Origin of the sequence: Pseudomonas sp. 44 R 15, assembly GCF_900004965.1 — a bacterium.
GTDB lineage: Bacteria > Pseudomonadota > Gammaproteobacteria > Pseudomonadales > Pseudomonadaceae > Aquipseudomonas > Aquipseudomonas orientalis_A.
The window spans coordinates 156,921-180,740 of record NZ_CVTU01000114.1 but is presented as its reverse complement, the minus strand read 5'-3'; the positions used below and the strand labels follow the sequence as shown (position 1 = coordinate 180,740).

The following is a 23,820-nucleotide window of genomic DNA, read 5'->3' as shown; positions in this document are numbered from 1 at the left end:
TTGACTGCACTCATCAAAAAAAAAGGCGACTGGGCCTTGGGGCCGCAGTCGCCTTTATCCTTGGAGGGAGGTGCTTACTGCACTTCCACCGCCAGGCTCTCACTGATCTTCTTCTGCCAGATGGCAGGACCGGTGATGTGTACCGACTCGCCGTTGCTGTCCACCGCAACGGTGACCGGCATGTCCTTCACGTCGAACTCGTAGATCGCTTCCATGCCCAGTTCGGCGAAAGCGACGACGCGCGATTTTTTGATGGCTTGGGCCACCAAGTAAGCGGCGCCGCCTACGGCCATCAGGTAGACGGCCTTGTGGTCCTTGATCGCTTCGATAGCGGTCGGGCCGCGCTCGGATTTGCCGATCATGCCCAACAGGCCGGTCTGTTCGAGGATCTGACGGGTGAACTTGTCCATCCGCGTCGCGGTGGTCGGGCCTGCCGGGCCAACCACTTCTTCGCGCACCGGATCAACCGGGCCGACGTAGTAGATGAAGCGACCCTTGAGGTCCACCGGCAGGGTCTCACCCTTGTTCAGCATCTCGACCATGCGCTTGTGCGCGGCGTCGCGACCGGTGAGCATCTTGCCGTTGAGCAACACGGTTTCGCCCGGCTTCCAGCTCTGCACTTCTTCCGGGGTCAGGGTGTCGAGGTTGACGCGACGGGCCGATGGGCCGGCCTCCCAGACGATCTCCGGGTAGGCGTCCAGCGGTGGCGCTTCCAGCGATGCCGGGCCCGAACCGTCGAGCACGAAATGCGCATGGCGGGTGGCGGCGCAGTTGGGGATCATGCACACCGGCAGGGAAGCGGCGTGAGTCGGGTAGTCCATGATCTTCACGTCGAGCACGGTGGTCAGGCCACCCAGGCCCTGGGCGCCGATGCCCAGTTGGTTGACCTTCTCGAACAGCTCCAGGCGCATCTCTTCGATACGGTTCTGCGGGCCGCGCTTCTTCAGTTCATGGATGTCGATGGATTCCATCAACACTTCCTTGGCCATCACCGCGGCTTTCTCGGCGGTGCCGCCGATGCCGATGCCGAGCATGCCCGGTGGGCACCAGCCGGCGCCCATGGTCGGAACGGTCTTGAGCACCCAGTCGACGATCGAGTCGGACGGGTTGAGCATGGCCATTTTCGACTTGTTTTCGGAACCACCGCCCTTGGCGGCCACGTCCACTTCCACGGTGTTACCCGGGACGATGGAGTAGTGGATCACCGCCGGGGTGTTGTCCTTGGTGTTTTTGCGCGCGCCTGCCGGGTCGGCGAGGATGGACGCGCGCAGGACGTTTTCCGGCAGGTTGTAGGCGCGACGCACGCCTTCGTTGATCATGTCGTCCAGGCCCATGGTGGCGCCATCCCAACGTACGTCCATGCCCACGCGCACGAACACGGTGACGATGCCGGTGTCCTGGCAGATCGGGCGATGGCCGGTGGCGCACATGCGCGAGTTGATCAGAATCTGGGCGATAGAGTCACGGGCCGCCGGCGATTCTTCGCGCAGGTAGGCCTCGTGCATCGCCTGGATGAAATCAACCGGGTGGTAGTAGGAAATGAATTGCAGGGCGTCGGCAACGCTCTGAATCAGGTCGTCTTGCTTGATCACGGTCATGAGTCGCGCTCCTCTATAAGGGAACATTCAATAAAGGTGGCTTCAGTGTTGCATCGGTCGGCTGAAGCCACCTTCCACAGGCACGCCATTGGTGCAGGCGCGACGCTAAAAAGGCGCGGCAGTATAACCCGTGGCGGTGGCCGATACACCCGACTATGGTCAAACTGTCGCAGGCATGATTCCCTGTGCGCGTCCCTTCTGATAGAGCCTTTATATGCCTGAACTGCACGTCGGCGAACGCCACTGGTCGGTCGCCACCGGCAGCAACCTGCTGGATGCCTTGAACCAGGCAGGTGTGGCCGTGCCCTACAGTTGCCGCGCCGGCAGTTGCCATGCCTGCCTGGTACGTTGCCAGGGCGAGGTTCAGGACCGCCAACCTGACGCGTTGAGCCTGGAGCAACGCCAGCACGGTTGGCGCCTGGCCTGCCAGTGCCAGGTGGTTGGCGATCTGCAGGTCGAAGCCTTTGATCCTGTGCGCGACGGTGTGGCGGCGCAGGTGGTGGGTGCCGATTGGCTGACGGCGTCGGTGCTGCGTCTGCGCCTGCAACCGCAGCGCGGCCTGCGTTACAGCGCTGGGCAGCACCTGGTGTTATGGGCGGGGCAGGTGGCGCGGCCGTATTCCCTGGCGAGTTTGCCGCAGGAGGACCCGTACCTGGAGTTTCATCTGGATTGCCGTTTACCCGGCGAATTCAGCGATGCGGCGCGACAGTTGAACCTGGGGGATTGTCTGCGCCTGGGCGAGTTGCGCGGCGGGGCGCTGCATTACGATCCGGACTGGCAGGCGCGACCGCTGTGGCTGCTCGCCTCCGGTACCGGGCTGGGGCCTTTGTGGGGGGTGTTGCGTGAGGCGTTGCGCCAGGATCACCAAGGTGCCATTCGCGTGGTTCATCTGGCGCATGATGCTGATGGGCATTATCTGGCCGGGCCCCTGATGGCGCTGGCCGCGCAGCATCAGAACCTTACAGTGGAGTTGTGGACCGCACATGAGTTGGCCCAGGCATTGGGGCAACTGCGGCTCATATCGCGGCAGACGCTGGCCTTAGTCTGCGGGCATCCTGACAGCGTCGAAGCCTTTTCCAAACGCTTGTTCCTGGCGGGGCTGCCGCGTAATCAACTGCTGGCCGATGTATTCCTGCCCCGTGGTTGAACGCTGGCTGTCGAGCACAGGCGTTGCGGGTGTACGCGGTTAACTGTGGGAGGGGGCTTGCCCCCGATGGCGGCCTCTGGGCCGACCAGGATGTTGGATTGGACCGAGTACATATCCATTACTTAGGTAACGGCTGCTTAGGGTTCCGCCCTTACGGCGGCTCACTTTTGAAAAGCGCAAAAGTAAGCAAAACGCTCTTGCCCCACCACTCGGCACCTCGCTTAGGCTCGGTGTGCCCGTAATCCGCCATGGATTTGGGGGGCCGCCGCCACGCGCCATCCATGGCGCGGGGCGGCTAAACCGGCATCCCTGCCGGTTTGCCCCCCAAATCCATGGCGAATTCCGGCCAGCGTGGTTTGACGGGGCGCCTAAGATCAAAAGCAGATCAAGATCAAGATCAAGGGCGGCTCGCTTCGCATCGTGGTTACCGTAGGGGCTGCGAACGACAGTTGTGTAGATACCACGCCGGGATGGCGCCTTAAAATGCAAAAAGCCCCGCCATTCTCATGGCGGGGCTTTTGTTTTTTTTGCGTGTCACTCAGTACTGCGGGTCGCCCACGTGCAGGATCTTCATGCCATTGGTGCCACCGGTGGTGTGGTAGCTGTCGCCTTTGGTCAGGATGACCCAGTCGCCTTTCTCTACGACGCCGCGTTTGACCAGTTCGTCGATGGCTTTCTGGCTGACTTCGTTGGGTGCCAGCGAGGCCGGATCGAAGGGAATGGTGTACACGCCGCGGAACATCGCCGCGCGGGCCTGGGCTTCGCGGTGAGGGGTGAACGCGTAGATCGGCACCGAGGAGCGGATGCGCGACATGATCAACGGCGTATAGCCACTTTCGGTTAGGGCGATGATTGCCTTGACGCCCGGGAAGTGGTTGGCGGTGTACATGGCCGCCAGGGCGATGCTCTGGTCGCAGCTTTCGAAAACCTTGCCGATGCGATGGCTGGAGGTCTTGCTGGTGGGGTGCTTTTCAGCGCCGACGCAGATGCGCGCCATGGCCTGGACGGCCTCCAACGGGTACGGGCCGGCGGCGCTTTCAGCCGAGAGCATCACGGCGTCGGTGTAGTCGAGCACGGCGTTGGCCACGTCGGACACTTCGGCGCGGGTCGGCATCGGGTTCTGGATCATCGACTCCATCATCTGGGTCGCAACGATCACCGCTTTGTTGTGGCGGCGCGCGTGCAGGATGATTTTCTTCTGGATGCCGATCAGCTCGGCGTCGCCGATTTCCACGCCCAGGTCGCCACGGGCAACCATCACGGCGTCCGACGCCTTGATCAGGCCATCGAGGGTTTCGTCATCGGCCACGGCTTCGGCGCGTTCGATCTTCGCCACGAGCCAAGCGGTGCCACCGGCTTCGTCGCGCAGTTTACGGGCGTATTCCATGTCGGCGGCGTCGCGCGGGAAGGACACGGCGAGGTAGTCCACTTCCATCTCGGCGGCGAGCTTGATGTCGGCCTTGTCTTTTTCAGTCAGGGCCGGTGCGGTCAGGCCACCGCCGCGACGGTTGATGCCTTTGTGGTCGGACAGCGGGCCGCCGATGATCACGGTGCAATGCAGTTCGGTCGGGGTCGCGGTGTCGACGCGCATGACCACGCGGCCGTCATCGAGCAGCAGTTCGTCGCCGACGCCGCAGTCCTTGACCAGGTCCGGGTAGTCGATGCCGACGATGTCCTGGGTGCCTTCAGTCAGCGGATGGCTGGTAGAGAAGGTGAATTTGTCACCGATCTTCAGCTCGATCCGCTTGTTGGCGAATTTGGCGATACGGATCTTCGGGCCTTGCAGGTCACCCAGCAGCGCCACGAAACGACCGTGTTTGGCGGCCAGGTCACGCACCAGCTTGGCGCGAGCCTTGTGCTCGTCCGGGGTGCCGTGGGAGAAGTTCAGACGGGCAACGTCCAAACCAGCCAGAATCAGCTGTTCGAGGACTTCCGGCGAGTTGCTGGCCGGGCCAAGGGTGGCGACGATTTTGGTACGACGGACGGACATGCACAGACTCCTGAGTTCAAGCGCTGGGGAAGGCTACTATGCTCTTTCGTTGTAGTCATTGTTCGTTTGCACTACTTATTGACGAACGGCTTGTTTTTGCTGAGGTTGAAAAGACGAACAGTCTTGAAGATTTTCGGCGCGGGGTCGATACACTGCACAAGACAGGAGAACCCCCATGCGAATTTTGCTCGTTGCTGCCCTGGCCGTCAGTGTTGTCGGCTGCACCCGCTGGTCAATGGACCACCATTTGAACAACGCTTACCGTGCCTATGGGGTGGGCGATTGCGCGCGGGTCACGCTGGAGTTGTCCCAGGTCGACCGCGAGAGCCGCACCCGTCGTTATGTGCAACCCGAGGTTTCGATGCTGCGCGGGCAGTGCCTGGAGCGGCAGAAGCTGTTCGTCGATGCCGCGCAAACCTATCAATTCATCATCAGCCAATACCCGTCCAGCGAGTACGCTTATCGCGCCCGTGCCCGGCTCGATACCTTGCGCCAGTTGGGGCATGACTCCGGCGCAAGTGTGGCGCAACCACGGCCGACCTCGCTGTAGTGCTATTTGTCGCTTGAGAACTTTGTCGCTTGAGAACTGGCCTGGTGCCAGTCTTGGGCTATTCTTTGAATATCAGTTTGTACAACTTTCTATTCAAAACAGTGCAACGCCCGGATTCGGCAGCGGTCGCGTGACAACGCGCGCTTTTCACACCGATATCAGGGAGAGCGATGGGCTCGTTTCGAATCACTGGCTTTATGGGATGGCAACCTCACCATGTTTATCGAACGACGGATCGAACGGCATCAGCTGCCTTATTTCTTGCAGGTGTTCAATCGGCTTACGGACAAGCCAATCGGTTTTCTGGGCGACGTTTCCGAGGGCGGGCTGATGCTGATCAGCCAGTTACCGATGATGATCGGTGCAGACTTCGAGCTGCGCTTGAAAATTCCCGGGCTGCACGGCGAATTCCAGGCTGTTGATCTTACCGCGACTTGTCTGTGGAGCCGGGAAGACGTCAACCCGCAACATTACGATTCGGGGTTCCGCGTGCTTCAGGCATGCGAAGAATACGCACAGCTGATCAGCGCCTTGTTGCATTACTTCAGTTTCGATCCGCTGCAGGCATCCGCCTGAACGGCGGGTGCAGTCGGCTACGGGGGCCGTGTCCACCGTGGCCGTGCGCGTGCGTTCAGAACACGCCGGCTTTTTTCCAGCGCAGGTAACGCGTCACCAGCGCGGCGCCCAATGTTGACGGCAAGCTATCCAGCACGGTCAGCCCATGGGCACCCAGGCGGTCATGCAACTGGTTACGCATGTTGAGGTAGTCAATTGCGCCGCTGTAGGCCAATGCTTCGGGCAGGGTTTGTACCGGGGCCTGGCGCAGTTGATCGAGCACTTCCTCTCGCAAACTCGCGATCAGCACCCGATGGTGCCGACCAATGCGCTTGATCGCACTCACCAGTGCTTCATCGTCTTCATCACGCAGGTTGGTGACCACGATCACTAATGCGCGCCGTGTTTGCCGAGCCAGCAATTGGCTGGCGGCGGCCTCGTAGTCGGCTGTCTTGCGTGTGCTGTGCAAGTCATAGACGGCATTGAGCAAGACGTTCAACTGACCGCTGCCCTTGACCGGCGCCAGGTAACGCGGCTGGTCGCTGGCAAAGGTACACAGCCCGACTGCATCGCCTTGGCGCAAGGCGACGTAACTCAGTAACAGACAGGCATCCAGAGCGTGGTCGAAGTGGGACAACTCGTCGTCCTGGCTGCGCATGCGCCGGCCGCAATCGAGCATGAACACAATCTGTTGGTCACGTTCATCCTCATATTCCCGGGCAATCGGCGTGCGTTGTCGTGCCGTGGCTTTCCAGTCGATCTGACGCAGGCTGTCACCGTCGCGAAACTCGCGTAATTGATGAAACTCCAGGCCCGGTCCACGCCGCTGATGCTGGCGCACACCCAGTTGGCTCAGCCAGTTATCCACCCCCTGCAACTGCGCACCCGATAAGCGTGCGAAGTCCGGGTACACGCGAGTGGCGTCCGTGACGTCGAGCCAGCGCCGCGCCGACCACAACCCCAGGGGGCTGGGCAGATGGATTTCGCAGCGGCTGAAGCTGAAATGTCCACGTCGTACGGGGCGCACACGATAGCCCAACTCACCACGCTCGCCCGGGCGCAGCAAAATGGATTGCGGCAGGTTATCCACAACCAGCCCGTCGGGCACGTGATCGAATACCTGCACGGTCAGCGGCTGTGGATAGTCGTGTTCCAGTGACAGGCGCACTTCTCCCCAGCGCCCCAATGCCAGGCTGCCGGGCAGTGTCCTGCGCACACGTACCGAAGGGCGGCGGCGTAACCGTATGGCATCGAGCATCGCCAGCACCAACAGGGCCAGGAGCAGGCCCCAGGCGATTGCGTGCAAGGTCTCGGGCACCTTGACCTGCAAGGCCATCGACGCGCCCAGCAGGATACTGAGGGCCAACAGGACACCCAGCCAGGTCAGGAACAGACGGGTCGGTTTCATGCCGGCGTTACTGCCTGGGGGCCGCAATCTGGTCGAGCAACTGCTTGATCACCTGGTCCACCTCCAGGCCATCGATGTCCAGTTCGGGCGCGAGCCGTACGCGGTGACGCAGCACCGCCAGAGCGCATCCCTTGACGTCATCCGGGGTCACGAAGTCGCCGCCGCGCAACAGCGCACGGGCACGGGCGCCGCGAATCAGGGCGATAGAGGCCCGTGGGCCTGCGCCGATGGTCAAGCCCGGCCAACTGCGCGTGGCCCGCGCCAGGCGTACGGCATAGTCGAGCACCTGTTCATCCAGAGGCATGCCGCTGGCGATCTGCTGCATCTGTACCACGTCTTCGGCCTGCAGCACGGTACGCAACGGTTGTACATCGAGCATGTCGGCCCTGGACGAGCGGGTCACTTCGCGCACCATGTCCACTTCCTGCTGCGCGTCGGGATAGTCCATGCGCACCTTGAGCATGAAGCGGTCCAACTCGGCTTCAGGTAACGGATAGGTGCCTTCCTGCTCGATCGGGTTCTGGGTGGCAAGCACCATGAACGGCGCGCCGATGGGCAATGCCTCGCCCTCCAGGGTGACTTGGCGCTCCTGCATGGCTTCGAGCAGTGCCGCCTGGGTCTTGGCCGGAGCGCGGTTGATTTCGTCGGCCAGTAACAAGTGGGTGAACAACGGCCCCTTGCGCAGCTTGAACTGTTCGGTCTGCAGGTCGTACACCGCGTGGCCGGTGACATCGCTGGGCATCAGGTCCGGCGTGAACTGGATGCGCGCGAAATCGCCGCCGAAACAACGGGCCAGCGCACGCACCAGCAACGTTTTGCCAAGGCCGGGTACACCCTCCAGCAGCACATGGCCACCTGCAATCAACGCGGTAAGCACGTCATCGATCACCGCGTCCTGGCCAATCACTGCCTTGCGTAATTCAATGCGCAGGGCCTGGGCCTGTTGCGTGGCGTTTTGGACAGTCTGTTCTGCGGTCAGGGTTGTAGCCGTTGGAGAGTCGCTCATAGGGCATTCCTGAGGGTTTGCAGGCACGCCACCCGTTGGCTGAAATCGGCGCTGGAGAGCCGTTTCAGCGCAGGTGCGCCGAGTGCCTGGCGGATGATAGGGGAGGGTTGTTGCGTCAGGTGTTCCAGCACCTGACATTGTTCTGCCATGTCGAGGTGTTCAAAGCCGGGGTGACGGCGGCGGGCGGTGCGCAGTAAATCCTGCTGCAAGGCTTGCAGCAAGGCGCCCTGGCCGCTGCGGCGTAGCAGGAAGTCGGCGCTGGCGCGCAAATGCTCCTGTAGCTGTCGACGCGCCTTGGGCGCGGGTGCCTGGATCGGGCCCTGGCGCATGCCGGCGTGCCAGAGTGCCAGGGCAAGCAGTGCGACCAGCGCGACGAGGGCCTGGGGGAAGTAACGAACCAGCAGGGTCAGCAGGTTGTCCGCGCCGCTGTTGAACAGCAGGGTGACGTCGGTGCCCTGGTTCAGGTACCACAGCAGCCAGGCATTGTCGTGCTTGCCGATGCTCGGGGTTTTCCACAGGTCGCTGTCGGTGAGCACCGTGACGCGGCCTGACCCGAGGTCAAGTTGCATCAGATGGCTGGACTTGGCGCTGTTGGCTGAAAACTGCGCCAGGTGCCCGGGGTCGGTAAGGTTGAAGTCGGTGTCAAAACTGAAATACGCCGGTGCGGTTTCATTGTCGACATACAGTTTAGTGAGGTCCGGCGCGATCTTTTTGCGCGGCACCGCCGGCTCGTCGAAGTCATCGCTAAGGGTTTGGTGAAGATTGAGACGATCGAGCAGCAGGTCGCCGCTTTTACCGGTATCTTCATCCCATAACGCCTCGGCCACCAGTAACAGGTGCCCCCCGGCTTTTGCCCACGTCAGCAGTTGTTCGACCTGGCCTGGGGTCATGTTGCCACGCTCCCCCAGCAACAGCAGGCTATGGCCTGGGGCGGGCAGATCGGCAAGCCGCTCGAGCCCGTTGGCATGTGTTACCGCCAGGCCTTGCTGGCGCAGGAAATCCTCCGCCGCGAGGTAGGGGTTGGCCAGTGCGTCCGGCGATGGGCCACGATCCACAACCTCCTCATAGGGAATTGCCTTGTGCCAGGCATACAGGCCGCCCGCTCCCAACAGGCAGGCCAGCAGCGCGGCAATCCACAGTAATGGCCGTTTCATTGGCTGGCTCCGCTACTGAAGAGTGCGCGCCAATCGCTGCACAGTTTTTGCTGGGCGGTGCCGGGAGGCAGTCGATGGCCATAGGCAAGGTTTTGCCAGTGAGCGGTCAATTCGCGGCTGAATGCCAGCAACTGCGGTTGCTGCAACTGATGAACGCGCTCCAGTACCTGGCCCTCGGTATCGGCACTTTTGAGTGGCAGGTCGAACTCATGCAGCAGCCGGCTGAGCAGGCCGCGATACAGCAGGCCGAGGGCTTCCCGCGGGCGGGTGGGCCATAGCTGTTCGGCGGCGCTGGCGATATCGTCGGGCAATGTCTCGACCCCCAGTTCCAGGCCGAACAATTGGGCAGGCGCAGGCCTTGCGGTGATGGGCTGAGGTCGCCGCCTGCGGCTGACAAATGTGCGCAGCCATTCACGGTAGCGCCACACCACCAGGGCCAGCCCGCCAATCACCACGCTCCATAGCAGTATCTCCAAGCCTTGGGCCACGTGCCTGAAGGTGTTGCTGTTGAGGTTGTCGAGCAATTGCTGGAGCCAGGCAGGTAATTTACCGTCCCCATGGGCTTTGCGGGGCGTGGCGGGTTTTTCCTCGCCAAAACGATAACGGGTGACGGTTTGCGGATTCTTGAACGGCGGTTTTTCCAACAGCGCCTTGATCGATTGGCTGGCCGCCTGGGTGCCGAGGGGCTTGGGCTCAGCTGTCTGATCGGCCAGCGCCGATGGGCTCAGTTGCACCAGCGTGAGCCCGACGACCAGCAGCAACAGCGGCGCGACACCGCTCAGGCGTTGGCGCAACCGGCGAAACACCAGTTCCAGGTCCCAGGCTTCCAGAACGGTGCGACGGTTGAGGTACAGGCTGAAACCGCAGGCGACGTAGATGGGTTCCCAGAACACCAGGACCAGCGCATAGAACGCGTTGCTCAGGTGTTCCAGCCATAGCCCCTGCGGGCCTGTCGCCAGTACCAGCCGCTGCCAGTCCCACTGCAGTTCAACCTGCTCGGGGATGAACAGATAGAACAGCGCCATGCACCCGAACCATAGGCCGATCTCCATATGCACCCCGATGATTGTCAGCCAGCGCGCGGCGCCTGCATTACGCTGTTGCAGTATGCCCAGGCGCTGTTGACGCACCGGCCCATCCAGGCCTTCAAGCTGGCTCACCGGCAGCATGAAGCTGCGGCTCAGGCTCAGCCGGCGCCAGGTCAGGCTGGCGAACAGTTGCCCCCTGAGCAGGCGTGGCCACTGGCGAGCGGCCTGTTTCAGGCTCGGGGTTTCACCAAACAGGGCCTTGGAAAGAATGTACAACGGCAAGCGTTCGAAGGCGGGCTTGAGCCACCAGAACAGGAATAGGGCGTAAGACGGGTACTGCCACAGCAGCGAGGTGAGTAGCAGGAACACAGGCAGGCTGACCAGGGCCCAACTGCCCATCAGCACTGCACGATGTTCACGGGCCAGCAGTACGCCGAGGTCCATGGCTTCCCAGGAGGTACGCGGGCGGATGACCACGCTGGCGTCAGTCAGGCGCATGGCGAGTCCGGCCGGCGAAGATCAGGTAGGCGGCCACCAGCAGCCATAGTGCGCTGCCCACCAGGTATTTGATCCAGGGCGCAATGCTTGTGGTGGATGACCAGTAGGCTTCGATGAACGCTGCGATCAGCAGGAACACTATGACTCCGCAGAGCATCTGCACGCTTTTGCGGGCCGCCAGGCGCAGGGATTCGCTACGTGCCAACGGCCCTGGCGCGATCAGTGACCAGCCCAGTTGCAGGCCCGCCGCACCGGCCAGTGCGATGGCGCTGAGTTCGAAGGCACCATGGCCGATCACGAATGACCAGAAGGTCTGGCCGTAGCCGATTTCACTCAGGTACCCGGACACCGCCCCGATGGTCAAGCCGTTGAAGACCAGGAAGAACACGCTGCCCAGGCCGAACAGCAAACCGGCGGCAAAGGTCTGGAAGGCGATGCCGATGTTGTGCATCACGTAGTAGCCAAACATCATCCAGTCTTCGCTGGAGGCGCGTTCGGCCGCGCGGCCCAGGCGACTGGCGGCGGGGTCGTACATGCTTTGCATCTCGGCCACCTGTTGCGGGCTGACGATGCTGTAGATCAGGTCGGGAAACAGGTAGACCAACAGGGCTATGCCCAGCAGGCTGCCAAAGAACAGCAGGCTGGCGATCAGCACGAACCGCCATTGTTCGCGTACCAGGCGCGGGAAATCGGCGAGGATGAAGGCCACCACGTTCGCCGTCGTTTGGCTGCGATGGCGATACAGTTGCTGGTGGCCGCGCAGCGCCAGTTGTTGCAGGCGGTCCACCAGGTAACTGCTGTAGCCGCGCTCCTGGGCCAGGGCCAGGTGTTGGCACAGGCGTCGATAGTGATAAGGGAAGTCGGCCACCTCGCAGGCTTTGCCTCGCTCCAACTGTTTCAGTTGTTCGGCGAAAGTCTGCCATTGCTGCTGGTGCCGGCTTTCAAAAAGGCTCTGCTTCATGTCGGCCCCAACAAACCGCGGGCCACACCGTTAAGTTGCTCCACGGCGCGGGCCGGGGACACCTGCAAGGGCGCCGCGAGGATTGCAGCCAGTTCATGCACCCGCTCGGCAGACAGGTCGGCCTGGCGTTCGGCGAAACCGAGGATTGCGCGCTGTTCACTCAGCTCCAGCGCGAAGGGCAGGCGCAGGGCGGCTGCCTGAGGTAGGGGCGGACGGGCCAGCGACTGTTCGCGGTAGACCACCAGCGTGCCCGCTGCCAGGTCGCCGAGCCGCTTGAAGTGCGGATGTTGCAGGCAACTGATGGCGCCGAAGAAGTAGCCGAAGGGCAGTATGTCGACAAACCGCAGCAGGTTGCGGATCAGTGATGCCGACCAACCGATGGCGGTGCCGTCATCCTGTACCACCCGCAGGCCCATGACTTGCTTGCCGGGCGAGCAGCCCTGGTTGAGCACTTCGAACAGCACCATGTACCACCAACTGACCAGGAACAGCAGCAGCGCGCCCAGGCCGAGGCCGAGGTTGCCAAGCAGCGCCAGGGGCACCAGCAGGATGCCCATGATCACGCCGCGCACGAGCAGATCGAAGGCAAAGGCCAATGCCCTTGGCGCAAGGCCGGCAGGGCGCAAGGGCAGGTCGATACCCTCGGGGGTCTCGATCTGGTAGCAGGTATCCAGAGGAGCTGTTGGCATTGCGATCCTTGGCAGTGCGAAGCGACTGAGAGACACGGATGCTAGCAGTGTCGAGGCGGGAAGCAACCCTTCAAGATTTTGCTGGATGTTTGTCCAGTAAGGTATCGCTGGCCCCTGGCCCCTTGCAGCGCCTAGACTTTGCCGGTCTTCAGCACAGGAACAGCCCGTGACCTCCATTTTCTGGTACGACTATGAAACCACCGGAATCAACCCGCGCAGCGATCGCCCGCTGCAGGTAGCCGGCATTCGTACCGACCTCGAGCTCAACGAGGTCGGCCCGCCGATCAATCTGTATTGCCGGCCCAGCGACGATATCCTGCCCCATCCGGCAGCGTGTGCGATCACCGGTATCACGCCGCAGGTCCTGGCGCACAAAGGCCTTGCCGAAGCGGACTTCATGACCCGGGTGCACGCCGAACTCGCGGCCCCCGGCACCTGCGGCGCGGGTTATAACACCCTGCGCTTTGACGATGAAATGACGCGCTACAGTCTCTATCGCAACTTTTTCGACCCTTACGCACGCGAGTGGCAGGGCGGCAACAGCCGCTGGGACTTGATCGATGTGATGCGTACCGCCTATGCCCTGCGCCCGGAGGGGATTGTGTGGCCCGAGCAGGACGGGCGCGTGACGCTCAAGCTCGAACGCCTGACGCAAGCCAACGGCATCGACCACGGCCAGGCCCACGATGCGTTGTCTGACGTGCGCGCGACCATCGCCCTGGCGCGATTGGTGCGGGACAAACAACCCAAGCTGTATGAGTGGCTGTTCCAGTTGCGGAGCAAGCAACGGGTGATGGACCAGGTGCGCCTGTTACAGCCGCTGGTGCATATTTCCGGACGCTTCAGCGCCGAGCGGCATTATCTGGGGGTGGTCTTGCCGTTGGCCTGGCATCCGCGCAATCGCAATGCATTGATTGTGTGCGACTTGGGGCTCGACCCGCAGGCCCTGCTCGAACTGGATGCCCAAACGTTGCGCGAGCGCCTCTATACGCGGCGCGATGAGCTGTCGGCGGGCGATCTGCCGGTGCCGCTCAAGTTGCTGCACATCAACCGCTGTCCGGTCGTCGCGCCCTTGAAAGTGCTGCGCGCGCAAGATCGCGAGCGGTTGCAATTGGATATGGAGGTTTACCAGGCACGGGCGCTGCGACTAACTGACGCACAGGAAGTTTGGCGTGACAAGTTGGCGAGCGTTTACGCCGAGGAGGAATATGCGCCGAATGCCGATCCTGAGCAGCAGCTCTATGAGGGTTTTATCGGCGACCGTGATCGGCGCTTATGTGAACAAGTTCGCATGGCAGAGCCGGTACAACTGGGACGCCAGCAATGGCCGTTCGATGATCATCGATTGCCTGAATTATTATTCCGCTATCGCGCGCGTAACTTTCCTGAAACCTTGAACAATGAGGAGCAAGAGCGCTGGAGACTTTTCTGTCAGCAACGGTTGTCAGACCCGGTATGGGGCGCACCCAATACCCTGGCGGCATTTAAGCTGGCCCATCAGGAATTGAAAAACAGTGCGACAGCGTTTCAGTGCCAGGTACTGGATGAATGGCAAGACTATGCTGACTCTTTAGCGGCCCGCCTGAATCTGTAGCCGAGCAACTGCAAAACATTCAGACAATAAAAAACGCCAGCGAGCTGGCGTTTTCAATGTGTCGCGTATCGGGTGCAGATCCGACCAGGCTTAGCCCAGCAGGGTAGCCCAACCTTCTACCACGTCACCGCCCCACTTGGCTTTCCACTCTTTCAGTGTCTTGTGATTGCCGCCTTTGGTTTCAATCACTTCACCGTTGTGCGGGTTTTTGTACTGCTTGACTTTGCGAGCACGTTTGGTGCCGGTAGTTTTCACAGCGCCACGCGGTGCTTTAACTTTCGATTCCGGATCCAGCAGCGCGATGATGTCACGCAGGGATTTGGAGTATTCGCCCATCAGGGTGCGCAGTTTGCCTTCGAATTCCAGCTCGGTTTTCAGCTTGTCGTCTTGCGACAGGTTCTTCAAACGGGCTTGCAGCTCTTTGATAGCTTCTTCGGTGGCGCGGTATTCGTTGATCAGAGACATGTGGACAACCTTATGTAGAACGCTGATTGACAGGGTGAGTGGCCTAATAATAGTCAGGCAATTTCATCAAGTAAACATTTAAGCAGCTATTTACGTGAATTAGATTGAAGTTTTTCGCCGCGGTGTGAAGTCGAGTTAATTATCGGGTACGCGGCTAAAAACAATCAGCTTAATTCTGCTAATTGCCGAGCTTGCCTGTGTAACGCCATATAACGCTGGTAAACCCTTACGCTGTTAAGGGGTGTTGCCAGCGCCAGGGATCAGAATAAGGCACAAGGAGTACTGCAGTTTTTCTGCGCAATCGCTAGAATGGCGGCCTTTGCGAAGTTCTGGAGTTTCCCCCTAATGCGCACTTTTCGGCTGGTGATTGCTTGCCCGGACCGGGTTGGCATCGTTGCCAAGGTCAGTAACTTTCTGGCTTCTCATAACGGTTGGATCACCGAGGCGAGCCATCACTCGGATGATCTCAGCGGTTGGTTTTTCATGCGTCACGAAATCCGTGCCGATACCTTGCCTTTTGGTCTGCAAGCCTTCCGTGAGGCGTTTGCGCCGATCGCCGAAGAGTTTTCGATGACCTGGCACATCACCGACACAGAGCAGAAGAAACGCGTCGTGCTGATGGCCAGCCGTGAATCCCACTGCCTGGCGGACCTGCTGCACCGCTGGCACAGCGATGAGCTCGATTGCGAGATCGTGTGTGTGATCTCCAACCATGACGACCTGCGCAGCATGGTCGAATGGCATGGCATCCCGTATTACCACGTGCCGGTCAACCCGCAGGACAAGGAGCCGGCGTTCGCCGAAGTGTCGCGCCTGGTCAAGCAGCACGATGCCGACGTGGTGGTGCTGGCGCGCTACATGCAGATCCTGCCGCCGGAACTGTGCCGCGAATACGCGGGCAAGGTGATCAACATTCACCACAGCTTCCTGCCGTCGTTCGTGGGTGCCAAGCCTTATCACCAGGCGTCCCTGCGCGGCGTGAAGCTGATCGGCGCAACCTGTCACTATGTCACCGAGGAGCTGGACGCCGGTCCGATCATCGAGCAGGACGTGGTGCGCGTCAGCCACAGCGACAGCATCGAAGACATGGTGCGTTTCGGTCGCGACGTCGAAAAGATGGTGCTGGCCCGTGGCTTGCGTTATCACCTGGAAGATCGCGTATTGGTGCACGGCAACAAGACCGTGGTGTTCTGACCGACGCGTCTGGTTGAACAAGCAGGGGTCCGGGAGTAAAACTCTCCGGGCCCTTTTTATTTTCAGGAGGCGACCATGACCGACCCACTCGACAAGGCGACTTCCAGGCCACCCGCTACCCTGGGCGAGGGCTGTCTGAGTCGCTACGACCCGGATGCGCTGTGTGCTGAGGATGGTACTGACTTTCCCGGCGCCGCCCAGTTGTGGGAGCAGTTGCAGGAGGATGAAAAGCCGCCCGCTGCCCCCGGAAAAGACGCTTGAGCAGCGGCTTGCCCACCATCAACAGAAACACGGGCGCACCGGCCAGCAGATAGAAGTAATAGGTCACTGCCCGCCAGATCAGAATGGCTGCCGCCGCCGTGGCATTGCCTACCATCGGCGCGAGCAATGCCGCCGACGTCAACTCCGCCGCCCCGGCCCCGCCTGGCAGCAGGCTCAATTGCCCTGCGGTCAATGACAGCATCTGGATCAGGAAGCTCCAGGCCCACTGCACCTGCCCACCCAGGCCACGCAGCGCCAGGTACAAGACGCTGTAGCGTAATAACCAATGCAGGCTGGTCAGCGCGAACACCCCGAGCAGGGTGCTCCAGGGCAATTTCAGCGTTTGGGTGAAGGCCGCAAGGAAGCGCAGCAACCGACGGGCCCACCGCCGGCGGGTGCCGGCGCGCACTTTCATGGCCTTGAGTGCACTTCCGGCCAGGCGAATCAGGCGGCGATGAAAGCGCACCACCAACACGCAGCCGACGACGCCACCGACCATCGACACGGCACTGAGCCCCAACAGCTCTTCCAGGCGTGGGCTGAGGCTATGGAACAGCGCATACAGCACGATGCCCACCAGTGCGCAGAAAAAGAACAGCAAGTCACTCAACTGGTCCATGGCGAACACCGCGCTGCCATGGGCCGGACGTATGCCGCTGCGTGCCAGCAGGCCCATCAGCGTGAGGGGCCCGCCGCTGCCGCCTGGGGTCGCGCACATGGCGAATTCGGTCGATATCACCACGCCCAGGCTTTTGCGCCATCCCAACCGAGCGCGCTGTGCGCCCAGCAATAAGCGCAGGCGCAGGCTGTTGATCAGCCAGCAGCCGATGATCATGGCAAACATTCCCAGTAATTGGAGCAGGGGAAACTGGCGCAGGCGCGCAACGGTTTCGCCGCCACCCAGCCACACCGGGATCACCAGCGCGACCAGCAGCGCCAGGCCCAGCCAGATCAGCCGGCGCATGGCAGCGTCGACAGCCACGCGGACTTGGTCTGTGGCGTGCGTCCATCCTCAAGCAGGCGCTCCAGGGTGTGCAGCCAATACTGACGGGAAAATTCGTGACGCATATCCACGGGGTGCAACCCTAACCGGATCACCGGTGCGGTCTGCCAGCGCTGCTCGCGTCGATCGCTCAAGACCTTGGACAAGCCTCGGCGCCATGCACTGCGCGCGCTCCACACCAGGCCGGGGGCGTGGATGGGCGTGAAGTTGGGCAGGCGATACAGGTGCTGCGGGTCGCTGGTGTAGCTCAGCGGTAACTGGCGCAATGCCAACCGGGTGCCCTGGCTCATCAGCCAGGCAGGTGCGACAAACCCTTGCAGGGGCCAGTCATTGCGCTGGAATACCTCAATGCCGTCGGTCAGGCGCTGCAAGGCTTCGGCTTGCGATAACTGGTAGAACTCGCCCTCATGGGTATAGATGCGCCGCATGAACCATTCCCGGGGTGTACGCGGCCGGGGTTGGTCGTCGCAGTGGTAATACCCGTGCAAGGTGAGTTCATCGCCCTTGGCTACCCGGTTGTCGAGCAGGCGCCGGAAGTCTGCATGGGTGGCCAGGGCGTTGTGATGATGAAAGTCCGGGACCACCAGCCAGGTCACAGGGACATTGCCGATGGCGTCGACGGCTTCGACAAAGGGCCGGTAATCGGCCCAGGTGCTCGGCGCCACGTCGTGCAGCACCAGCATGACTGAACGTTCAACCATGAGCGAGCATCGGCTTTTGTGTGCCGAGCACGGCATGGTAATGCCCCAGCAGACTGTCCACCACCGCATCCCATGCGTAATGCTGTTCGACATGGCGCCGCGCCTGTTCCCCGAGACGGCGGCTGTCGGCGCCAAACAGTTCGCGTACCGCATCGGCCATCGCCTTGGGGTTGTTGGGTGCGCAGAGCAGGCCGCAGCGCTCGTCGACAATCTCGGTAAAGGCGCCCGCCGCCACGGCGACCACCGGAATGCCGCAGGCCATGGCTTCCAGAATGACCAGGCCGAAGGTTTCCTGGTCCCCGCCATGCAATAACGCATCGGCGCTGGCCATCAAGCGGGCCACGTGATCGGCCGGGCGGAAGCCATCGATCACGGTGACATTGTCCGGCACATTGGCCGGCATGCCGGAACCCACCAGCAATAAGTGATAACCCTCGCCCAGGCGCTTCATGCAGTTGAGCAGCACCGGCAGGTTCTTTTCCTTGGAGCCACGCCCGGCGAAAATCAGCAGCCTGGTGTCTTCATCGATCCCCAGTTCGGCGCGCAGGCCGGGGTCGCGTACCTGTGGCGTGAAGGTTTGCAGGTCGACGCCCAAGGGTTGCACGAAGACGTTTTTTACCCCAAGTCCAATGAGTTTGTCGGCCATTACCTGGCTGGGAGCCAGTACGCGGTCAAAATTCCCATAGAGCTTGCTGACATAAGCTTCGACGTTGGGGGTAAACCAGGCGCCCATGCGGTTACGCACCAGCAGGGGGAGATCGGAGTGGTAAAAACCGATGACGGGCACATCCAGCTGGCGCCGGGCGTCCAGGGCGGCCCAGGCGGTCAGGTAAGGATCGCCGACTTCGATCAGATCAGGCTGCAAATCGTGCAGGACATTTCGCCATGGCGCCAGGCGCAGGGGGAAGCGGTAGCCTTTGCCGAAGGGCAGCGGCGGCGCCGGCACCTGGAAAATACCATCGCGCTCGCTCAAGTGGGCGCCCGGCACCAACAGACTGTGGCGAATGCCGGGCTTGAGCGCCAGGCGCCGGTGCTTGGCGTCCAGATAAGTGCGTACGCCACCGCTGGCCGGGGCGTAGAACATGGTTATGTCAGCGATATGCACGATGAACATCCCTCCGATCCATTGCTCTCCTTAACGTGGACCTGAGGTAAGGATAGATGTTCGATCGGGATTGGGGTCGTGCTGCGTGTTCGAGCTTGAAATGATGGGGGAGGGTGCTTGCCCTGATACCAGTCAGTTAAGCGAACACCGCCGTCTGTAGGAGCGAGGGGGGCGCCTAGCTCTTGCTCGCGAAAAACGTCAACGATAACGCGTGCTTCCTGAATGAACGCGGCGCCTGTGAGTTTTTCGCGAGCAAGCTCGCTCCTACATAAAGCAGCCGCACCCACCCGTAACCACGATGCGAAGCGAGTCGCTTTTTATTTTGATGTTGATCTCGGGCACACCGAGCATTAGCGAGGTGCCGAGTGGTGGGGCAAGAGCGTTTTGCTTACTTTTGCGCTTTTCAAAAGTGAGCCGCTGTAAAAGCGGAACCATTAGCAGCCGTGACCGCAGAAACGGATATGTACTCGGTCCAATCCAACATCCTGGTCGGCCCAGAGGCCGCCATCGGGGGCAAGCCCCCTCCCACATTTGGATTGTGGAGCATCAGTAAGATAGTCACTTTTTACCGAGTACCGCCAAGCTCCTCTGTGTATCAGATACGGAAGCTGCCCACCAATTGCTTCAGGCGCGACGCCTGTTGCTCCAGGTCCGTGCAGGCGCGCAGCGTCGATTGCAGGTTTTCCACGCCTTCCTGGTTGAGGGTGTTGATTTCAGTAATGTCCATATTGATCGACTCCACGACCGAGGTCTGCTCTTCGGTGGCGGTGGCCACGGACTGGTTCATCCCGTCGATCTCGCCAATGCGCTGGGTCACGCTGTTCAAGCGCTCGCCGGCCAGGTTGGCGATTTCCACGCTGTCCTGGCTGTGGCGCTGACTTTCACTCATGGTGCTCACCGAGTCGCGGGCGCCGACTTGCAGTTCCTCGATCATCTTCTGCACCTGTTGCGCCGATTCCTGGGTGCGGTGCGCCAGGTTGCGCACTTCATCGGCCACCACCGCGAAGCCGCGACCGGCTTCACCGGCACGCGCGGCTTCGATGGCGGCGTTGAGTGCGAGCAAGTTGGTTTGCTGGGAAATACTGGTGATCACTTCAAGGATCTGGCCAATGTTCACCGTCTTGCTGTTCAGCGCCTCGATATTGCTGCTGGAGGCGCTGATCATGCTCGACAGCTGGGTCATGGCCTTGATATTGCGCTCTACCACCTGCTGGCCGTCTTCGGCCAAATGCCGCGCATCACTGGCCTGGCTGGAGGCCTGCGCCGCGTTACGCGCGATTTCCTGGGCGGCAGCGCCCAGCTCATTGATCGCAGCGGCGACGCTGTTGGTGCGGTTGGCCTGTTCATCCGAATTGACCATCGACGAGTTGGACGCGCTGACCACCCGCAGTGCCACTTCATTGACCTGCTCGGTGGCCGATGACACTTCGCGGATCGAGGTGTGGATGCGCTCCACGAAACGGTTGAATGCGGTGCCCAGGGTGCCGAACTCGTCGTTGTTCTGGATGGTCAGGCGCCGGGTCAGGTCGCCTTCGCCGTCGGCAATGTCCTGCATGGCGCGGGTCATCACGTGCAGCGGTTGCAACAACACGCGGATCAGCATGCCCAGCAACGCGATGATGATCACCACGGCGATGAGGGTGGCGATGACTGCCGACGTGCGGAACTGGGTGAGCATGGCGAACGATTTGGCTTTATCCACCGAAATGCCCAGGTACCAGTTTACCGAGGGCAGGCCCTTGATCGGGGTAAACGTAACGATATTGGTCTTGCCATTGGCCTGCACTTCGCTGAAATCAGCGCTGATCTTCGGCGTGTCGTTGGGGTACACGTCAGCCAGGGTCTTCATGACCAGGGCCTTGTCCGGGTGCACCAGCACTTTGCCGTCGGCGCTGACCAGAAACGCGTAACCCATGCCGCCCAAGTCCAGCGCGCCAATGTTGTCCACCAGGGTTTGCAGGCTCAGGTCACCGCCCACCACGCCGATGCTCTGGCCGGCCTTGGCACTCGGGGTGGCGATGGAAATAATCAAACTCCCCGTGGCCGCGTCGATATAGGGCTCGGTCAGGGTCGAGCCGTTGCTGTTCTGGGCGTCCTTGTACCAGGGGCGCACACGCGGGTCGAAACCGTCGGGCATCTTGGTGTCGGGGCGGATCGTGAACTTGCCCTGGCTGTCGCCGACGTAGGTGGCCATGAACGATGAGGTCAGGGCTTTCTGTTCCAGCAGGCTGGCAACCACGGAAGGCTCGGGATTGAGGGCGATATTCTGTGCGGCGTTTTCGACCAGCGCGATACGCCCGGTGAGCCAGGTCTGAATACTGCCGGCGGTGACGTCGCCCATTTCATGCAGGTAGCTATTGAGATCGTCACGAATCGCATTGCGCTGAAGGTAGTCGTTATAGAGGGTAAACAACGCAAAGGCGGCGATGACGATAAGGGAGGCTGCAAGCAAAATTTTGTGGCTGAAGCGCAGGTTTTTATTCATGGCTTGTAAGGTCCGCTAAGGTCTTGATGTCCGGGGCGCGCCCTCTAGACAAGGCGCAAAATGGCAGCGTAAAAAAAGGTGTGATATTTCTGCTGATAGCTCCGTTGGTCCGTATAGGAATTATCTGACTATTTTTTAGTCTTTGTCGGGCTTACATCCGTCTATATCGACCTCGCGGCACTAAAGATTAACCATAGGTGACGAAATGCCTGACTCCACACAACTGCTTATCGGTGCCGGCCCGGATGGCCAGCCCATCGCCCAGCCCATGCGCCTGGCCAACCGTCACGGGTTGATCGCCGGCGCCACGGGCACCGGCAAGACCGTCACCTTGCAGCGCCTGGCCGAAGCGTTCAGTGACGCGGGGGTGGCGGTATTCGCCGCCGACATCAAGGGCGACCTGTGCGGCCTGGGCGCTGCGGCCAATCCCCAGGGCAAAGTCGCCGAACGCATCGCCGGGATGCCCTTCCTTGATTACGCGCCGAAGGCTTATCCGGTCACGCTGTGGGATATCCACGGTCAGTCCGGTCATCCGTTGCGCACCACCATCAGTGAAATGGGCCCGTTGTTGCTCGGCAGCCTGCTGGAACTCACCGACAGCCAGCAGTCGGCGCTGTACGCGACGTTCAAGGTGGCCGACCGTGAGGGCCTGCTGCTGCTGGACCTTAAAGACCTCAAGGCATTGCTCAACCACCTGCGTTATCACCCTGAACTGTTGGGTGACGATGCGGCGTTGATGACCACCGGTTCCAGCCAGGCGTTGTTGCGGCGTCTCGCGGTGCTGGAGCAGCAGGGCGCCGAGGCGCTGTTCGGCGAGCCGGCCCTGCAGCTCGAGGATATTTTGCAGCCCGCCGGCGACGGGCGCGGCCGTATTCATCTGCTGGACGCCAGCCGCCTGGTGCATGACGCGCCGAAGGTCTACGCGACCTTCCTGTTGTGGCTGCTGGCGGAACTGTTCGAGCAGTTGCCCGAGCGCGGTGATGCGGAAAAACCGCTGTTGGCGCTGTTTTTCGATGAAGCGCACCTATTGTTCGCCGACACACCCAAGGCGTTGCAGGACCGTCTGGAGCAAGTGGTGCGGTTGATTCGCTCCAAAGGGGTGGGCGTGTACTTCGTCACGCAGTCGCCGGGCGACTTGCCTGACACGGTGCTGGCGCAACTGGGCCTGCGTATTCAGCATGGCCTGCGGGCATTCACCACCAAAGAGCAAAAATCCCTGCGGGCGGTGGCGGACGGTTTCCGGCCTAACCCGGCCTTCGATGCCCTGGCGGTGCTGACCGAGTTGGGCACCGGGGAAGCGCTGGTGGGCACCTTGCAGGAAAAGGGCACGCCGGAGGTGGTCCAGCGAGTGCTGGTCGCACCGCCACAGTCGCGGATCGGGCCGCTGACCGAGGCCGAACGGGCGGCATTGATCGCCAGTTCGCCGCTGCAGGGCCGTTACGACAAGCCGATTGACCGCGAATCGGCCTACGAGGTGCTGATGGCCCGCAAGGACTTGGGGCCGACCGAGGAGACCAAGCCCGCCACGCAAGAGCCCAGCTTCACCGACAAGGCCGGTGCGTTCCTTGGAACCACGGCAGGCAAGGCGCTGAAATCCGCCATGCAGCAGGCCGCCAATCAGATGGGGCGGCAGTTGGTGCGCGGCTTGCTGGGCTCGTTGCTGGGCGGCAGCAAGCGCAAGTGAGGTTCAGGGTTTGGGCCTGGCATGGGCGGCCAGCCGTTGCAGGGCCGCGCGCAGACCCGGATCGTTGATCCCTTCAGCCGTGGCCTGGAGGGTTTCGGCGGCATTTTCCGACAGGTCCATCGTATGCCCCGCCGTGCTGCGCAGTACGGTGGGCGGCTGGACCTTGAACTGGATACGCACCAGGCCGGCAAACTCATCGAACACCATCAATTGTCGCTGCAGGCGTTTTTGCTGGTAACGCAAACGGGTCGCCCAATGGCCGTCAGTGACAATTAATAGCAGATTGCCTTCACGCCAGGACGCCACATGACAGTGTTCGCGCGCGGCCGGTTGCAACTGGCTTTCGAGCAGGCGTTGCAAATGCCCCAGCCGTTTCGCGTGGCCAAAGATGGCTTTCAACGGCTTGGCTTCGCGAAGCAACACGCCGGGAGCGCGGGCTGGAAGAGGGCGAAATGCCATGTTTAGACACCTTAGGTAACAGAGCCGCCATCTTAACAGAAAGCGCCTGTGGGCCCCGAAGCCATGCATCGGCAGGGCTTTTCCCGTGAAATCAATAAGTAACTTCTGCGCTTGATGGGTTGAAGTTCCAGCAAAAGCCCTTATTTTAAACAGGCCCTCTCACAGCGCCGTGCCCGCATCCGGGAACAACGCCACTTTCCTCACCCACGATTCCGGGTAGAATGCGCGTTCGCATGCGGCCGTGAGGGCTGCTCGGGCCACTGACGGTGCGCCCTCCATCCCTAT

Annotated in this window: 20 protein-coding genes and 1 pseudogene; 6 read left to right on the top strand and 15 right to left on the bottom strand. The window is 61.4% G+C overall.

Annotation, left to right across the window (positions count from 1 at the left end; all coding sequences use genetic code 11):
- Positions 1 to 74: 74 nt before the first annotated feature.
- Complete coding sequence (locus tag BFP93_RS23375) at positions 75 to 1,598, bottom strand: fumarate hydratase (protein WP_065887574.1); 1,524 nt, start codon at positions 1,596 to 1,598, stop codon at positions 75 to 77.
- A 214-nt stretch (positions 1,599 to 1,812) separates the two neighbouring features.
- Between BFP93_RS23375 and BFP93_RS23370 the strand changes: the two genes are divergently transcribed.
- Positions 1,813 to 2,745 carry an iron-sulfur-binding ferredoxin reductase gene (locus BFP93_RS23370; RefSeq protein WP_065895097.1) on the top strand — a complete coding sequence of 311 codons (933 nt, stop codon included), beginning with the start codon at positions 1,813 to 1,815 and terminating at the stop codon, positions 2,743 to 2,745.
- A 538-nt stretch (positions 2,746 to 3,283) separates the two neighbouring features.
- Here BFP93_RS23370 and pyk read toward each other — a convergent pair.
- Positions 3,284 to 4,735: a pyruvate kinase gene (pyk, locus tag BFP93_RS23365; RefSeq protein WP_065887576.1), complete on the bottom strand. Its 1,452-nt coding sequence runs from the start codon at positions 4,733 to 4,735 to the stop codon at positions 3,284 to 3,286.
- 175 nt (positions 4,736 to 4,910) lie between these two features.
- Here pyk and BFP93_RS23360 point away from each other — a divergent pair, with 175 nt between their 5' ends.
- The gene (locus BFP93_RS23360; RefSeq protein ID WP_065887577.1) at positions 4,911 to 5,285 is read left to right on the top strand and encodes a tetratricopeptide repeat protein; all 375 of its coding nucleotides are present in this window, start codon (positions 4,911 to 4,913) and stop codon (positions 5,283 to 5,285) included.
- A gap of 216 nt (positions 5,286 to 5,501) precedes the next feature.
- Positions 5,502 to 5,861, top strand: coding sequence for a PilZ domain-containing protein (locus BFP93_RS23355; protein WP_065895096.1), 360 nt, complete (start codon positions 5,502 to 5,504; stop codon positions 5,859 to 5,861).
- Between the two features lie 55 nt (positions 5,862 to 5,916).
- Here BFP93_RS23355 and BFP93_RS23350 read toward each other — a convergent pair whose 3' ends face one another.
- The 6 genes from BFP93_RS23350 to BFP93_RS23325 are packed head-to-tail and all read right to left on the bottom strand — an operon-like array spanning position 5,917 to position 12,584.
- Complete coding sequence (locus tag BFP93_RS23350; protein ID WP_065887579.1) at positions 5,917 to 7,248, bottom strand: DUF58 domain-containing protein; 1,332 nt, start codon at positions 7,246 to 7,248, stop codon at positions 5,917 to 5,919.
- A 7-nt stretch (positions 7,249 to 7,255) separates the two neighbouring features.
- Positions 7,256 to 8,254, bottom strand: a complete 999-nt coding sequence (locus BFP93_RS23345; RefSeq protein ID WP_065887580.1) for an AAA family ATPase — start codon at positions 8,252 to 8,254, stop codon at positions 7,256 to 7,258.
- Positions 8,251 to 9,408 (bottom strand): DUF4350 domain-containing protein, encoded by a 1,158-nt coding sequence (locus tag BFP93_RS23340; protein WP_065895095.1) that lies wholly within the window; start codon positions 9,406 to 9,408, stop codon positions 8,251 to 8,253. The genes BFP93_RS23345 and BFP93_RS23340 overlap by 4 nt, the downstream gene beginning before the upstream one ends.
- On the bottom strand, positions 9,405 to 10,934 hold the full coding sequence (locus BFP93_RS23335) for a DUF4129 domain-containing protein (protein WP_065895094.1): 1,530 nt from the start codon (positions 10,932 to 10,934) through the stop codon (positions 9,405 to 9,407). The genes BFP93_RS23340 and BFP93_RS23335 overlap by 4 nt, the downstream gene beginning before the upstream one ends.
- Complete coding sequence (locus BFP93_RS23330) at positions 10,921 to 11,895, bottom strand: stage II sporulation protein M (RefSeq protein ID WP_065895093.1); 975 nt, start codon at positions 11,893 to 11,895, stop codon at positions 10,921 to 10,923. The genes BFP93_RS23335 and BFP93_RS23330 overlap by 14 nt, the downstream gene beginning before the upstream one ends.
- Entirely contained in the window at positions 11,892 to 12,584 is a 693-nt protein-coding gene (locus BFP93_RS23325; RefSeq protein WP_065895092.1) for an RDD family protein, read from the bottom strand. The genes BFP93_RS23330 and BFP93_RS23325 overlap by 4 nt, the downstream gene beginning before the upstream one ends.
- Positions 12,585 to 12,750: 166 nt before the next feature.
- Between BFP93_RS23325 and sbcB the strand changes: the two genes are divergently transcribed.
- Positions 12,751 to 14,178: an exodeoxyribonuclease I gene (gene sbcB, locus BFP93_RS23320; protein WP_065895091.1), complete on the top strand. Its 1,428-nt coding sequence runs from the start codon at positions 12,751 to 12,753 to the stop codon at positions 14,176 to 14,178.
- Positions 14,179 to 14,268: 90 nt separating this feature from the next.
- On the opposite strand, the gene mvaT is transcribed toward sbcB, so the two are convergent.
- Positions 14,269 to 14,643 carry a histone-like nucleoid-structuring protein MvaT gene (gene mvaT / locus BFP93_RS23315; protein ID WP_003175830.1) on the bottom strand — a complete coding sequence of 125 codons (375 nt, stop codon included), beginning with the start codon at positions 14,641 to 14,643 and terminating at the stop codon, positions 14,269 to 14,271.
- A gap of 345 nt (positions 14,644 to 14,988) precedes the next feature.
- Here mvaT and purU point away from each other — a divergent pair, with 345 nt between their 5' ends.
- Positions 14,989 to 15,837, top strand: a complete 849-nt coding sequence (gene purU / locus BFP93_RS23310; protein WP_065895090.1) for a formyltetrahydrofolate deformylase — start codon at positions 14,989 to 14,991, stop codon at positions 15,835 to 15,837.
- A 115-nt stretch (positions 15,838 to 15,952) separates the two neighbouring features.
- On the opposite strand, the gene BFP93_RS23305 is transcribed toward purU, so the two are convergent.
- The 5 genes and pseudogenes from BFP93_RS23305 to BFP93_RS29750 all read right to left on the bottom strand — a co-directional run.
- Positions 15,953 to 17,062, bottom strand: a complete 1,110-nt coding sequence (locus BFP93_RS23305) for a lysylphosphatidylglycerol synthase transmembrane domain-containing protein (protein WP_065895145.1) — start codon at positions 17,060 to 17,062, stop codon at positions 15,953 to 15,955.
- Entirely contained in the window at positions 17,050 to 17,802 is a 753-nt protein-coding gene (locus BFP93_RS23300) for a DUF2334 domain-containing protein (RefSeq protein ID WP_065895089.1), read from the bottom strand. The genes BFP93_RS23305 and BFP93_RS23300 overlap by 13 nt, the downstream gene beginning before the upstream one ends.
- Entirely contained in the window at positions 17,795 to 18,916 is a 1,122-nt protein-coding gene (locus BFP93_RS23295) for a glycosyltransferase family 4 protein (RefSeq protein WP_065895088.1), read from the bottom strand. Before BFP93_RS23295 ends, BFP93_RS23300 begins: the two co-directional genes overlap by 8 nt.
- 586 nt (positions 18,917 to 19,502) lie before the next feature.
- Positions 19,503 to 20,267, bottom strand: coding sequence for a methyl-accepting chemotaxis protein (locus BFP93_RS29755; RefSeq protein WP_370737812.1), 765 nt, complete (start codon positions 20,265 to 20,267; stop codon positions 19,503 to 19,505).
- Positions 20,268 to 20,360: 93 nt separating this feature from the next.
- Positions 20,361 to 21,392 (bottom strand): annotated as a pseudogene (locus tag BFP93_RS29750) (cache domain-containing protein); the annotation flags it as partial.
- Positions 21,393 to 21,597: 205 nt separating this feature from the next.
- On the opposite strand from BFP93_RS29750, the gene BFP93_RS23285 reads away from it, so the two are divergent.
- On the top strand, positions 21,598 to 23,076 hold the full coding sequence (locus tag BFP93_RS23285; protein WP_065895086.1) for a helicase HerA-like domain-containing protein: 1,479 nt from the start codon (positions 21,598 to 21,600) through the stop codon (positions 23,074 to 23,076).
- 3 nt (positions 23,077 to 23,079) lie between these two features.
- On the opposite strand, the gene BFP93_RS23280 is transcribed toward BFP93_RS23285, so the two are convergent.
- Positions 23,080 to 23,535 (bottom strand): DUF721 domain-containing protein, encoded by a 456-nt coding sequence (locus tag BFP93_RS23280; protein ID WP_065887591.1) that lies wholly within the window; start codon positions 23,533 to 23,535, stop codon positions 23,080 to 23,082.
- Between the last annotated feature and the right edge of the window lie 285 nt (positions 23,536 to 23,820).

What these genes read in the sequence shown, in the direction of transcription:
- BFP93_RS23285 (WP_065895086.1), top strand. Translation starts at nt 21,598, where the DNA reads ATGCCTGACTCCACACAACTGCTTATCGGTGCCGGCCCGGATGGCCAG.
- BFP93_RS29755 (WP_370737812.1), bottom strand. Translation starts at nt 20,267, where the DNA reads ATGGTCAATTCGGATGAACAGGCCAACCGCACCAACAGCGTCGCCGCT.
- BFP93_RS23360 (WP_065887577.1), top strand. Translation starts at nt 4,911, where the DNA reads ATGCGAATTTTGCTCGTTGCTGCCCTGGCCGTCAGTGTTGTCGGCTGC.
- BFP93_RS23280 (WP_065887591.1), bottom strand. Translation starts at nt 23,535, where the DNA reads ATGGCATTTCGCCCTCTTCCAGCCCGCGCTCCCGGCGTGTTGCTTCGC.
- BFP93_RS23370 (WP_065895097.1), top strand. Translation starts at nt 1,813, where the DNA reads ATGCCTGAACTGCACGTCGGCGAACGCCACTGGTCGGTCGCCACCGGC.
- pyk (WP_065887576.1), bottom strand. Translation starts at nt 4,735, where the DNA reads ATGTCCGTCCGTCGTACCAAAATCGTCGCCACCCTTGGCCCGGCCAGC.
- BFP93_RS23330 (WP_065895093.1), bottom strand. Translation starts at nt 11,895, where the DNA reads ATGAAGCAGAGCCTTTTTGAAAGCCGGCACCAGCAGCAATGGCAGACT.
- mvaT (WP_003175830.1), bottom strand. Translation starts at nt 14,643, where the DNA reads ATGTCTCTGATCAACGAATACCGCGCCACCGAAGAAGCTATCAAAGAG.
- BFP93_RS23350 (WP_065887579.1), bottom strand. Translation starts at nt 7,248, where the DNA reads ATGAAACCGACCCGTCTGTTCCTGACCTGGCTGGGTGTCCTGTTGGCC.
- BFP93_RS23295 (WP_065895088.1), bottom strand. Translation starts at nt 18,916, where the DNA reads ATGTTCATCGTGCATATCGCTGACATAACCATGTTCTACGCCCCGGCC.
- BFP93_RS23340 (WP_065895095.1), bottom strand. Translation starts at nt 9,408, where the DNA reads ATGAAACGGCCATTACTGTGGATTGCCGCGCTGCTGGCCTGCCTGTTG.
- BFP93_RS23355 (WP_065895096.1), top strand. Translation starts at nt 5,502, where the DNA reads ATGTTTATCGAACGACGGATCGAACGGCATCAGCTGCCTTATTTCTTG.
- BFP93_RS23305 (WP_065895145.1), bottom strand. Translation starts at nt 17,062, where the DNA reads ATGCGCCGGCTGATCTGGCTGGGCCTGGCGCTGCTGGTCGCGCTGGTG.
- BFP93_RS23375 (WP_065887574.1), bottom strand. Translation starts at nt 1,598, where the DNA reads ATGACCGTGATCAAGCAAGACGACCTGATTCAGAGCGTTGCCGACGCC.
- BFP93_RS23335 (WP_065895094.1), bottom strand. Translation starts at nt 10,934, where the DNA reads ATGCGCCTGACTGACGCCAGCGTGGTCATCCGCCCGCGTACCTCCTGG.
- purU (WP_065895090.1), top strand. Translation starts at nt 14,989, where the DNA reads ATGCGCACTTTTCGGCTGGTGATTGCTTGCCCGGACCGGGTTGGCATC.
- BFP93_RS23345 (WP_065887580.1), bottom strand. Translation starts at nt 8,254, where the DNA reads ATGAGCGACTCTCCAACGGCTACAACCCTGACCGCAGAACAGACTGTC.
- BFP93_RS23325 (WP_065895092.1), bottom strand. Translation starts at nt 12,584, where the DNA reads ATGCCAACAGCTCCTCTGGATACCTGCTACCAGATCGAGACCCCCGAG.
- BFP93_RS23300 (WP_065895089.1), bottom strand. Translation starts at nt 17,802, where the DNA reads ATGGTTGAACGTTCAGTCATGCTGGTGCTGCACGACGTGGCGCCGAGC.